A 12016-nucleotide genomic window follows, 5' to 3' on the forward strand; every position below is an offset into this window, starting at 1 on the left:
GCAATCGGTGATTTTGAAAAATGGGTAACAACGTTGTCGTACTGGGCACCCAATGGGGTGACGAAGGTAAAGGGAAGATTGTCGATCTTCTGACTGAACGTGCTAAATATGTTGTACGCTATCAGGGTGGTCACAACGCAGGCCATACTCTCGTAATCAACGGTGAAAAAACCGTCCTCCATCTTATTCCATCAGGCATTCTTCGTGAAAATGTGACCAGCATCATCGGTAACGGTGTTGTGCTGTCTCCTGCTGCGCTGATGAAAGAGATGAAAGGCCTGGAAGACCGTGGTATCCCGGTTCGTGAGCGTCTGCTGCTCTCCGAAGCCTGCCCGCTGATCCTCGACTATCACGTCGCACTGGATGTGGCGCGCGAAAAAGCACGTGGCGCGAAAGCTATCGGCACCACCGGCCGTGGTATCGGCCCTGCTTACGAAGATAAAGTTGCCCGTCGCGGTCTGCGCGTTGGCGACCTGTTCGACAAAGCCACCTTCGCTGAAAAACTGAAAGAAGTGATGGAATATCACAACTTCCAGCTGGTGAACTTCTACAAAGCTGACGCCGTTGACTACCAGAAAGTGCTGGATGATGTCATGGCGGTGGCTGACATCCTGACCGGTATGGTTGTGGATGTGTCCGATCTGCTGGACCAGGCGCGCAAGCGTGGCGATTTCGTCATGTTTGAAGGCGCGCAGGGTACGCTGCTGGATATCGACCACGGTACCTATCCGTACGTGACCTCCTCTAACACCACCGCCGGTGGCGTGGCGACGGGCTCTGGCCTGGGTCCGCGTTATGTGGATTACGTTCTGGGTATCATCAAAGCTTACTCCACTCGCGTGGGTGCAGGTCCATTCCCGACTGAGCTGTTTGATGACATCGGCGAGTTCCTGTGCAAGCAAGGTAACGAGTTTGGCGCGACCACCGGTCGTCGTCGTCGTACCGGCTGGCTGGATGCGGTTGCCGTGCGTCGCGCAGTGCAGATCAACTCCCTGTCTGGCTTCTGCCTGACCAAGCTGGACGTGCTGGACGGCCTGAAAGAAGTGAAAATCTGCGTCGGCTACCGTATGCCAGATGGCCGCGAAGTGACCACCACTCCGCTGGCAGCTGACGACTGGGAAGGTATCGAGCCGATCTACGAAACCATGCCAGGCTGGTCCGAAACCACCTTTGGTGTGAAAGAGCGTAGCGGTCTGCCGAAAGCGGCGCTGGATTACATCAAGCGTATCGAAGAACTGACCGAAGTGCCGATCGACATTATCTCTACCGGCCCTGACCGTACTGAAACCATGATTCTGCGCGACCCGTTCGACGCATAATCTGAGTGGTTAACGGCCTGCGGGAAGCCCCGCAGGCCGGATAAACGAAGTGCTATTTGGCATTCGCCTCCTGTTCCTCGCTTTTTCCCCCTTTCAGTCAAATAAATTAGCCGCTAAGTATCTGGCTGGTTTATCATCAATAGTGAATATCTCTGCGGTCTGACCGCGTTTTTCCCTTTTCCTGAGGTTGATGTGCAGTTAACGAGTTTCACCGATTACGGCTTACGTGCGCTGATTTACATGGCGTCGTTGCCACAAGGACAGATGACCAGTATCTCTGAGGTGACAGAGGTCTACGGCGTGTCCCGTAATCATATGGTCAAAATAATCAATCAACTTAGCCGTGCGGGATACGTAACTGCCGTCCGCGGGAAAAACGGGGGGATTCGTCTCGGTAAACCCGCACAGAGTATTCGTGTTGGGGATGTGGTACGTGAACTGGAGCCGCTGACTCTGGTGAATTGCAGCAGCGAGTTCTGCCACATCACTCCCGCTTGCCGCCTGAAAAAGGCGCTTTCTAAGGCTGTGCAAAGTTTTCTCAAGGAACTGGATAACTACACGCTGGCCGATTTGGTTGAAGAGAATCAACCGCTTTATAAATTATTGCTGGTGGAATGAAGAAAATTTCCACCGGAGCTGACAACGGAGGAACCGACATGTCACATGATCCTTTCCAGGAACGCGAAGCCGAAAAGTACGCGAATCCTATCCCAAGCCGCGAGTTCATCATCGAACACTTAACAAAACGCGAAAAACCCGCTAACCGTGAAGAACTTGCCGTTGAATTAAACATTGAAGGCGAAGAGCAAATTGAAGCCCTTCGTCGCCGCCTGCGCGCCATGGAGCGCGACGGCCAACTGGTCTTTACCCGCCGTCAGTGCTATGCCCTGCCGGAACGTCTCGACCTGCTGAAAGGCATCGTCATCGGCCATCGCGATGGCTTTGGCTTCCTGCGCGTTGAAGGCCGCAAGGACGACCTGTACCTCTCATCTGAACAGATGAAGATGTGCATCCACGGCGATCAGATCCTGGCGCAGCCGTTAGGCGCTGACCGCAAGGGCCGCCGTGAGGCGCGCGTGGTGCGTGTCCTGGTGCCGAAAACCAGCCAGATCGTCGGGCGTTACTTCACCGACGCGGGCGTGGGCTTTGTAGTGCCGGACGACAGCCGTCTGAGCTTCGACATTCTGATCCCGCCGGAAGAGGTGATGGGCGCGCGCATGGGCTTCGTGGTGGTGGTTGAACTCACCCAGCGTCCAACGCGCCGTACCAAAGCGATCGGTAAGATCGTGGAAGTGCTGGGCGATAACATGGGCACCAGCATGGCCGTGGATATGGCGCTGCGTACTCATGAGATCCCTTACGTCTGGCCTGATGCCGTTGAAAACCAGGTCAAAGATCTGAAAGAACAGGTGCCGGAAGAGGCCAAAATCGGCCGCGTGGATCTGCGCGATCTGCCGCTGGTGACCATTGATGGCGAAGACGCCCGCGACTTTGATGACGCCGTCTTCTGCGAGAAAAAACGCGGCGGCGGCTGGCGTCTGTGGGTGGCGATTGCGGACGTGAGCTATTATGTGCGCCCTAACACCCCGCTGGACAGCGAAGCGCGCAGCCGTGGCACGTCCGTGTACTTCCCGTCGCAGGTGGTCCCGATGCTGCCGGAAGTGCTCTCCAACGGTTTGTGTTCCCTGAACCCACAGGTCGATCGTCTGTGTATGGTCTGCGAAATGACCATCTCCACCAAAGGGCGTTTAACCGGCTACAAATTCTATGAAGCGGTGATGAGCTCACACGCGCGCCTGACCTACACCAAAGTCTGGCACATGCTGCAGGGCGACCAGGAGCTGCGCGAGCAATACGCGCCGCTGGTCAAACACATCGAAGAGCTGCACAACCTCTACAAAGTGCTGGATCAGGCGCGCGAAGAGCGCGGCGGGATCTCCTTTGAGAGCGAAGAGGCGAAGTTCATCTTCAACGCCGAGCGTCGCATCGAGCGTATCGAGCAGACGCAGCGTAACGATGCCCACAAACTGATCGAAGAGTGCATGATTCTGGCGAACATCTCGGCGGCCCGTTTCGTTGAGAAAGCCAAAGAGCCTGCGCTGTTCCGTATTCACGATAAACCGACCACCGAAGCGATCACCGCGTTCCGTTCGGTGCTGGCGGAGCTGGGTCTGGAACTGCCGGGCGGCAGCAAACCAGAGCCGCGCGACTACGCCGAGCTGCTGGAATCCATCGGCGATCGCCCTGACGCAGAGATGCTGCAAACCATGCTGCTGCGTTCGATGAAACAGGCGATTTACGATCCGGAAAACCGCGGTCACTTCGGCCTGGCGCTGCAGTCTTACGCGCACTTTACCTCGCCGATTCGTCGTTACCCGGATCTGTCGTTGCACCGCGCCATTAAGTATCTGCTGGCGCAGGAGCAGGGGCATAAAGGCAACACCACCGAAACCGGCGGCTACCACTACTCCATGGAAGAGATGCTCCAGCTCGGTCAGCACTGTTCGATGGCGGAACGTCGTGCCGACGAAGCCACGCGCGATGTGGCGGACTGGCTGAAGTGTGACTTCATGCTGGATCAGGTGGGCAACGTCTTTAAAGGCGTCATCGCCAGCGTCACCGGCTTTGGCTTCTTCGTGCGTCTCGACGAGCTGTTCATCGACGGTCTGGTTCACGTCTCCTCTCTGGACAACGACTACTACCGCTACGATCAGGTCGGTCAGCGTCTGACGGGTGAATCCGGCGGCCAGACTTACCGTCTGGGCGATCGCGTTGAAGTCAAAGTTGAAGCCGTTAACATGGACGAGCGTAAGATTGATTTCAGCCTGATCTCCAGCGAACGTGCGCCGCGTAACGTCGGGAAAACCGAGCGTGAAAAGGCCAGAAAAGGGCCGAACGGCAAAACCAGCGGTAAGCGTCGCCAGACCGGTAAAAAGGTGAACTTCGAGCCGGATGCCGCTTTCCGTGGTGATAAAGCTAAAGCTGCGCCAAAACCGCCGAAAGCGAAGAAAGAGAAAGGCGCGAAAAAGCCGTCGGCCAAGACCCAGAAAATAGCGGCCGCGACCAAAGCGAAGCGTGCGGCGAAGAAAAAAGTGGCGGAGTGATTTCCCCCTCACCCTGACCCTCTCCCCATAGGGGAGAGGGGAAAAAGCAATTAACGAGAACCATCAATGAGTGAAATGATTTACGGCATCCATGCGGTGCAGGCCCTGCTGGAGCGCGCTCCGGAGCGTTTTCAGGAAGTTTATATTCTGAAAGGGCGTGAAGATAAACGTCTGCTGCCGCTGATCCATGCTCTGGAAGCCCAGGGCGTGGTGATTCAGCTGGCGAGCCGCCAGTTCCTCGATGAGAAAAGCGAGGGAGCCGTTCACCAGGGCATTATCGCCCGTGCGAAACCGGGTCGTCAGTACCAGGAAAACGATCTGCCGGATCTGATTGCCCAGCTGGATAACCCATTCTTCCTGATCCTCGACGGCGTGACCGATCCGCACAACCTCGGCGCATGCCTGCGTAGCGCCGATGCGGCGGGGGTTCATGCGGTGATTGTGCCGCGTGACCGTTCTGCACAGCTGAACGCCACGGCCAAGAAAGTGGCCTGCGGCGCGGCGGAAAACGTACCGCTGATCCGCGTGACCAACCTGGCGCGCACCATGCGTCAGCTGCAGGAAGAGAACATCTGGATCGTCGGCACCGCTGGCGAAGCCGACCATACCCTGTATCAGAGCAAAATGACCGGCCGTATGGCGCTGGTGATGGGGGCTGAAGGGGAAGGGATGCGCCGTCTGACGCGCGAGCATTGCGACGAGCTGATCAGCATTCCGATGGCGGGCAGCGTTTCGTCTCTGAACGTGTCTGTGGCAACAGGTATTTGCCTGTTCGAAGCGGTGCGTCAGCGCGGGTGATGGTGTTTTTGCCGGGTGGCGGCTGCGCTTACCCGGCCTACAAAAGTACGATCCTGTAGGCCCGGTAAGCGTAGCGCCACCGGGCGCAAAGGCTACTCCTCCAGCGACCGAAGATGGTCGTCTTTCTTGAGCGTCATCAGCGCGACAATGCTTACCACCGCCGTCGCCATCACGTAATACGCCGGAATATCCAGATTCCCCGTCTGCTTAATCAATCCGGTAATAATCAAACCCGCACAGCCCGAGAAGATCGCGTTCGACAGCGAATAGGCCAGCCCCAGCCCGGTATAACGCACGCGCGTCGGGAACATCTCCGACAGCATCGCCGGGCCCGGCCCCGCCAGCATTCCGACCAGACCGCCCGCAATCAACACCACCATCGCTTTCACCGCCAGCGTGCTGGACTCCAGCTGCAAAATCTTCAGCAGCGGCAGGGCGAGGATCAGCAGCAGTGCTGTGGCAATCACCATCACCGTGCGTCGTCCGATGCGGTCGCTCAGTATCCCCGACGGAATAATCGTCAGCGCGAACCCGATATTCGAAATCACCGCAATCAGCAGCGCCTGGTTAAAGCCCGTGTGCAGCGCGGATTGCAGGTAAGTCGGCATAATCACCAGATAGGTATACCCGGCGGCAGACCATACCATCACGCGGCCAATTCCCATCACGATCGCTTTCAGCGTTGCGGCAGTCTGCGCCCGGGCGACGACCGGTTTCTCTTTCTGCTGCACAAAGCTCGGTGTCTCTTCCATGCTGACGCGCAGCCACAGGGCAACCACGCCCATCGGCAGAGCGAGGAAGAACGGAATGCGCCAGCCCCATTCATGCAGCGCTTCTGGCGTCATCACCGCCGAGAGCAGGGCGACGAGACCCGCGCCTGCCAGCAGACCGAGCGCCACGGTAAAGGATTGCCATGCGCCGTACAGCCCGCGTTTGCCGCGCGGCGCGAACTCGGTCATTAGCGACACCGCTCCGCCATATTCGCCACCGGCAAACAGCCCCTGCAGGATGCGCAGCCCGGTGATGATCAGCGGCGCGGCAATACCAATGCTGGCGTAGACCGGCACCATGCCGATAGCGGCAGTGGCAAGTGTCATCAGCACCAGGACGATAATCAGCGTCGGCTTGCGACCGATGCGGTCGCCAATACGCCCGAAGACCACCGCGCCGAGCGGGCGGAAGAAGAAGGCGATCGCGAACGAGGCGTAGGTGAGGATCAGGCTGGTCATCCCCGCTTCGCCTTCAAGCTGGAAGAAGTTCTTCGCAATGACGGTCGCCATAAAGCCATACACCGCGAATTCATACCATTCGATGAAGTTGCCAATCGAGCCTGCAATTAAAGCGCGCTTGTGCGCATCCGGCGCACGTTGGGAAGAGTGCATAATGATTCTCTCTCGGAAGATGAGAATAAATTATTCAACAGATTGGTCCGCGTGAAATAGTTTATTCTTATGTTGTGTGACCTGATTCACGAATGATTTCAGGTAGATCGCCACCGTGTGACCCGACTCCCATGCAGCCGCCCCGTGCTCTGTCCATACTTACCTTCATTGCCATTGAAGGAGGGACACACATGCACTGGCAGACACACACGGTTTTTAACCAGCCTGTACCGCTGTCGAACAGCAATCTGTTTCTGTCCGATTGCGCCCTGCGCGACGCAGTGGCGCGGGAAGGTGCTGAGTGGGACAGCGAATTTCTCGCCAGCATCGGCCAGCAGTTAGGCACCGCGGAGTCGCTCGAACTGGGCCGCCTCGCCAACGCTAATCCGCCGGAGCTGTTGCGTTACGATCCACGCGGGGAGCGGCTGGACGATGTGCGCTTTCACCCGGCGTGGCACCTGCTGATGCAGGGGCTGTGCGCCAACCGGGTCCACAATCTGGCCTGGGAAGATGAGGCCCGCAAAGGGTCGTTTGTCGCGCGTGCCGCGCGGTTTGTGCTCCACGCGCAGGTCGAGGCCGGAACGCTTTGCCCGATTACCATGACCTTTGCCGCCACGCCGCTGCTCCAGCAGTCGCTGCCCAAACCTTTCCACGACTGGCTCACGCCGCTCATGAGTGACCGTTACGATCCCCATCTTGCCTCCGGCGCGCAGAAACGCGGGCTGTTGATCGGCATGGGCATGACCGAAAAACAGGGCGGCTCAGACGTGTTGAGCAACACCACGCGGGCAGAAAAGTGCAGCGACGGCAGCTATCGGCTGATAGGGCATAAGTGGTTTTTCTCGGTGCCGCAGAGTGATGCTCATCTTGTGCTGGCCCAGGCGCACGGCGGGTTATCGTGCTTTTTCGTGCCGCGCATTCTGCCCGACGGACAGCGCAATGAAGTCCGGCTGGAGCGTCTGAAAGACAAGCTCGGCAATCGCTCGAACGCCAGCAGTGAAGTCGAGTTGATGAACGCCTCGGGCTGGCTGCTGGGCGAAGAGGGTGAGGGCGTGCGCCAAATCCTGAAGATGGGTGGGCTAACGCGCTTTGACTGTGCGCTGGGCAGCCACGGGCTGATGCGCCGCGCGCTGTCGGTCGCCCTGTATCACGCCCATCAGCGGCAGACGTTTGGCAAAAATCTTGTCGATCAGCCCCTGATGCGCGACGTCCTGAGCCGGATGGCGCTCCAGCTTGAAGGGCAAACGGCGCTGCTGTTCCGCCTGGCGCGCGCCTGGGATCGTCGGGAAGATTCGCAAGAATCCGCATGGGCGCGGCTCTTCACGCCCGCGGCGAAATACAGCATCTGCAAAGGGGGCATCCCGTTTGTCGCCGAGGCGATGGAAGTGCTGGGCGGCGTCGGGTATTGCGAAGAGAGCGAGCTGCCGCGCATTTATCGGGAAATGCCGGTGAACAGCATCTGGGAAGGCTCGGGCAATATCATGTGTCTCGATGTGCTGCGAGTGCTGGCGAAACAGTCGGGGGTTCTGGATGTACTGCACGATGACTTCGCGCAGGTAAAAGGCCAGGACCGCCATTTCGATCGCGGCTGGCGACAGTTGCAGCAAAAATTGCGGAAACCGCAGGAGGCGCAGGGCCGGGAGATCACCCAGCAACTTTATCTTCTGGGAGCCGGAGCGCAAATGCTGCGACACGCCTCTCCGCCTGTGGCACAAGCCTGGTGTCGCATGATGCTGGATCCTCGCGGGAGTACGCTCCTGAGCGAGCAGGTGCAAAATGACCTGCTGCTCCGCGCCACGGGGAGAGTGGGTTAAGGCATCAGACGGACGGGTTTATCGGCGCGATCAGGCGTAAAGAATCGCCTGCACCCGCCACTGATCGACCTGTCTGTCTTCCTGCATCTGGATAATGCGATACCAGGACGCGCCCTGCTCATCCGCTTTAAAGGCAATCACACGTTCAACGTCCTGCGGGCTCCCTGAAATATTATTCACGGAGATCAGGCCAATTTCATTTAAGCCTGTGACGCAATCAGCACTGGCAAACTCTGCCGACTGCGCGGTGGTGCTCATCAGCCCAGCTGAGAGCAGCAGTGAGGTCAAAGCAAGAGATCGTTTCATTGTCAGCTCCATTTCACATGTCTCCGGTATCCGCCGGGCAATCCTTCGCAAATAAACTCACTTCCATTGTCACAGGCATGGAGTTTATTGTGGACAGGAAAACGTCTATGGACGCAAAGCAGTGTAAATGTCGTTTAAATGCTGACAGTTAGTTATTTGCGATACAGAATGGCTTGCGAATACCACTGTCCGGTAATGATGGTTTCATCCACCATAATGATGACGTAGTAATCTGCTTTTGCGGCGACAGCTTTCGCTCTGATGTCATCCTCGGCATCCGCCGGTGAGCCACGAACTAACGTGCTGACCGTACCCATTCGCTGTAATCCTTCGGTCTGATTACGACGAATTTCCTGAGGATGGCTGGTGGCCGGCGGAGCGGGCTGAGGTGTTCCTTCCAGCACGCTACAGCCTGTGACCAGCAGCACCAGCAATAAAGCAGCGAACCTGCGCATAACCATATCTCGTTTCCTGATAGCCATAGTGTAGATGTCTGCGAATTTCCTTTTGGGGGAATGTTCCCAAACTGTTATCTGTGACGTCATTTTCGAATGAAAATAGCGTGAAAGCGTAATCCAGTTCTCAACATTATGAATCACCCATTAGAAAGAGGATCGACCATGATTGAACTTAAAACGCAGCGGCTTGGTGACCACGAGATTTTACACGCATTCCCGGCCGGAATGCGTGAGCAACCGTTGCCCGTTGTTATTTTTTATCATGGTTTTACCTCATCAAAACTGGTTTACAGCTACTTTGCCGTCGCCCTGGCACAGGCGGGATTTCGCGTGGTGATGCCTGATGCGCCCGATCACGGCTCGCGCTTTTCGGGTGATGAACAGGCGCGATTGGGCCAGTTCTGGCAAATCTTACAGGGCAGCCTGGGCGAGTTTTCCGCGCTACGCGATGCGCTCTATCAGGCGGGGCTGGTGGACGATGAACGTCTGGCCGTAGCCGGCGCGTCGATGGGGGGCATGAGCGCGCTGGGGATAATGGCACGCCACCCGGAAGTGAAGTGCGTGGCGAGCTTAATGGGCTCGGGCTATTTTTCGACGCTTTCCCAAACGCTGTTTCCGCCGCAGGCGCGGGATAACGACGCCGTCCAGGCTTCGCTCGCTGGCTGGGACGTGACTCACGCGCTGCCGCATCTGGCGGACCGCCCGCTGCTGCTCTGGCACGGCGAGGCCGATGATATCGTGCCTGCCGCCGAGACGTTCCGTTTACAGCAGGCGCTGGTGCGTGAGGGGTTAGATAGCCGTCTCACCTGCCTGTGGGAAGCGGGCGTGCGGCACCGCATCACGCCCACGGCGCTGGATGCCACCACTGCGTTTTTCCGCCAGCACCTCTAAACGCGCAGGATTTTGACGCCCAGATCCTCAAGTTTTTGCAGGATCTGCGGATTGGCACTTTTACCGGTGATCACCATGTCGATCTGCTCGGCGCGGCTGAACAGCATTCCGGCGCGCTCGCCCACTTTGCTGCTGTCGACCAGCACCACCAGTTTCCCGACGACGTTGAGCATATTCTGCTCCGCCATCGCCGTGAGCATATCGGTTTTGTACAGGCCGTCCGCAGTGAGCCCTTTGCCGCTGGTAAACATCCAGTGCCCGGCGTACAGGCTGTTTTCGCTGTCCTGTGGGCTGAGGGTGATGGACTGGCTCTTGTTGTACTGGCCGCCCATGATCACCACGCTTTCGTGCTCCTGGTCGATCAGATAGTTCGCCAGCGGCAGATAGTTAGTGATGATTTGCACCGGTTTCCCGCACATCTCACGTCCCAGCAGAAAGGCCGTCGAGCCGCAGTTGATCACCACGCTTTCACCGGGATTCACCAGCTGCGATGCGGCGCGGGCAATACGCACTTTCTCATCGTGATTCTGCGCCTGATGAATATTCATTGGCGTCCAGCGTGGGCGCTGCTGGCTGATGGCCTCTGCGCCATTGCGCACTTTCTTGAGCTTACCGCTCTCATCGAGCTTATTGATATCGCGACGCGCTGTGGCGGGGGATATTTCAAGACGATCAATCACTTGTTCGACGGTGACAAAACCTTTTTGTGCCAGGAGTTCCAGTAAGATTTGATGCCGTTGCGCTTCCGTCATGAGCTATTCCGAAAAAAATTGATTTTAAAAGATGATATTTGAAATAGCCTGAAAATACTAAGCAAAAAGAGAATCGCCAGGCGCACTGGCCTGGCGATCGCCGCTCCGTGATTACAGGAACGATTTAAATGGCAGATCGGGTTCAATGGTGAAGCAATCATCGAAGCCGCGCGGGTAGTGATATTCGAAATTATCTTTATCCAGCGGCCAGGTAAATTTGCCGCCCACCTGCCAGATAAACGGCTTGAAGCCATATTTCAGGCGGTCTTTTTTCATCTCCCACAGAACGCGGATCTCCTGCGGATCGGCCTGGAAGTTTGACCAGATATCGTGGTGGAACGGGATCACCACTTTGGTGTTGAGCGCTTCCGCCATGCGCAGCATATCGGCGCTGGTCATTTTGTCGGTGATACCGCGCGGGTTTTCGCCATAGGAGCCCAGCGCCACATCGATCTGATGCTCGTTCCCGTGTTTCGCATAGTAGTTGGAGTAGTGAGAATCGCCGCTGTGATAGAGCGAACCGCCCGGCGTTTTGAACAGGTAGTTAACCGCGCGCTGGTCCATACCATCCGGCAGAACGCCCGCCGCCTTCTGGTCGGCAGGGAGGGTGATCAACGCGGTGCGGTCAAACGCATCAAGAGCATGGATCTCCACGTCTTTGATTTTCACTACGTCGCCCGGCTTCATCACAATGCAGCGCTCTTTCGGCACGCCCCAGCCAATCCACAGATCCACACAGGTTTGCGGCCCGATGAACGGCACATCGTCGGCGCAGTTTTGCATGACGGCGGCGGCCACGTTGACGTCGATATGATCGTTATGATCGTGAGTCGAGAGCACCGCATCGATCTGACGAATGGCGAACGGATCCAGCACAAACGGCGTGGTACGCAGGTTCGGCTGGAGTTTTTTCACGCCTGCCATGCGCTGCATCTGGTGGCCGTCTTTCATCAGCGGATTGCCGTGGCTCTGCTTGCCGGTACCGCACCAGAAATCGACGCAGATGTTGGCGCTACCTTCTGATTTCAGCCAAATCCCGGTGCAGCCCAGCCACCACATCGCAAAAGTACCCGGTGCGACCTGCTCTTGCTCGATCTCTTCATTCAGCCAGCTGCCCCATTCCGGGAAGGTGCTCAGGATCCATGATTCACGGGTGATGGATTTCACTTTACTCATCGTTTGACTCCCTCAT

The 12016-nt window shown here is 57.4% G+C and carries 11 protein-coding genes; 6 read left to right on the forward strand and 5 right to left on the reverse strand.

Annotated elements, in window-relative coordinates:
- The first annotated feature begins 20 nt into the window (after nucleotides 1-20).
- From AC3WS9_RS02480 to rlmB, 4 genes are all read left to right on the forward strand, one after another.
- On the forward strand, nucleotides 21-1319 hold the full coding sequence (locus tag AC3WS9_RS02480) for an adenylosuccinate synthase (RefSeq protein WP_282493310.1): 1299 nt from the start codon (nucleotides 21-23) through the stop codon (nucleotides 1317-1319).
- A gap of 192 nt (nucleotides 1320-1511) precedes the next feature.
- Nucleotides 1512-1937 carry a nitric oxide-sensing transcriptional repressor NsrR gene (gene nsrR, locus AC3WS9_RS02485; protein ID WP_282493311.1) on the forward strand — a complete coding sequence of 142 codons (426 nt, stop codon included), beginning with the start codon at nucleotides 1512-1514 and terminating at the stop codon, nucleotides 1935-1937.
- 38 nt (nucleotides 1938-1975) lie between these two features.
- The gene (gene rnr / locus AC3WS9_RS02490) at nucleotides 1976-4423 is read left to right on the forward strand and encodes a ribonuclease R (protein WP_492486509.1); all 2448 of its coding nucleotides are present in this window, start codon (nucleotides 1976-1978) and stop codon (nucleotides 4421-4423) included.
- A gap of 66 nt (nucleotides 4424-4489) precedes the next feature.
- A complete protein-coding gene (rlmB, locus tag AC3WS9_RS02495; protein ID WP_095280487.1) occupies nucleotides 4490-5221 on the forward strand; it encodes a 23S rRNA (guanosine(2251)-2'-O)-methyltransferase RlmB in 732 nt (243 codons plus the stop codon).
- Between the two features lie 92 nt (nucleotides 5222-5313).
- Here the strand turns inward: rlmB and AC3WS9_RS02500 are convergent, their stop codons facing one another.
- Nucleotides 5314-6603, reverse strand: coding sequence for an MFS transporter (locus tag AC3WS9_RS02500; protein ID WP_492486511.1), 1290 nt, complete (start codon nucleotides 6601-6603; stop codon nucleotides 5314-5316).
- A 191-nt stretch (nucleotides 6604-6794) separates the two neighbouring features.
- Here AC3WS9_RS02500 and AC3WS9_RS02505 point away from each other — a divergent pair, with 191 nt between their 5' ends.
- A complete protein-coding gene (locus AC3WS9_RS02505) occupies nucleotides 6795-8417 on the forward strand; it encodes an isovaleryl-CoA dehydrogenase (RefSeq protein WP_492486513.1) in 1623 nt (540 codons plus the stop codon).
- A 30-nt stretch (nucleotides 8418-8447) separates the two neighbouring features.
- Here the strand turns inward: AC3WS9_RS02505 and yjfN are convergent, their stop codons facing one another.
- Nucleotides 8448-8723, reverse strand: a complete 276-nt coding sequence (yjfN, locus tag AC3WS9_RS02510) for a DUF1471 family protease activator YjfN (RefSeq protein WP_282493315.1) — start codon at nucleotides 8721-8723, stop codon at nucleotides 8448-8450.
- 152 nt (nucleotides 8724-8875) lie between these two features.
- Nucleotides 8876-9205, reverse strand: coding sequence for a biofilm peroxide resistance protein BsmA (gene bsmA / locus AC3WS9_RS02515; RefSeq protein WP_285145721.1), 330 nt, complete (start codon nucleotides 9203-9205; stop codon nucleotides 8876-8878).
- Between the two features lie 138 nt (nucleotides 9206-9343).
- Between bsmA and yjfP the strand changes: the two genes are divergently transcribed.
- Nucleotides 9344-10072 carry an esterase gene (gene yjfP, locus AC3WS9_RS02520; RefSeq protein WP_492486515.1) on the forward strand — a complete coding sequence of 243 codons (729 nt, stop codon included), beginning with the start codon at nucleotides 9344-9346 and terminating at the stop codon, nucleotides 10070-10072.
- Here yjfP and ulaR read toward each other — a convergent pair.
- Both ulaR and ulaG read right to left on the reverse strand, forming a co-directional pair.
- On the reverse strand, nucleotides 10069-10824 hold the full coding sequence (gene ulaR / locus AC3WS9_RS02525) for an HTH-type transcriptional regulator UlaR (RefSeq protein WP_103947877.1): 756 nt from the start codon (nucleotides 10822-10824) through the stop codon (nucleotides 10069-10071). The genes yjfP and ulaR overlap by 4 nt on opposite strands.
- 111 nt (nucleotides 10825-10935) lie before the next feature.
- Nucleotides 10936-12000 (reverse strand): L-ascorbate 6-phosphate lactonase, encoded by a 1065-nt coding sequence (gene ulaG, locus AC3WS9_RS02530; RefSeq protein ID WP_285153581.1) that lies wholly within the window; start codon nucleotides 11998-12000, stop codon nucleotides 10936-10938.
- Between the last annotated feature and the right edge of the window lie 16 nt (nucleotides 12001-12016).

Source organism: Lelliottia sp. EB106-05-01-XG201 (genome assembly GCF_058791735.1).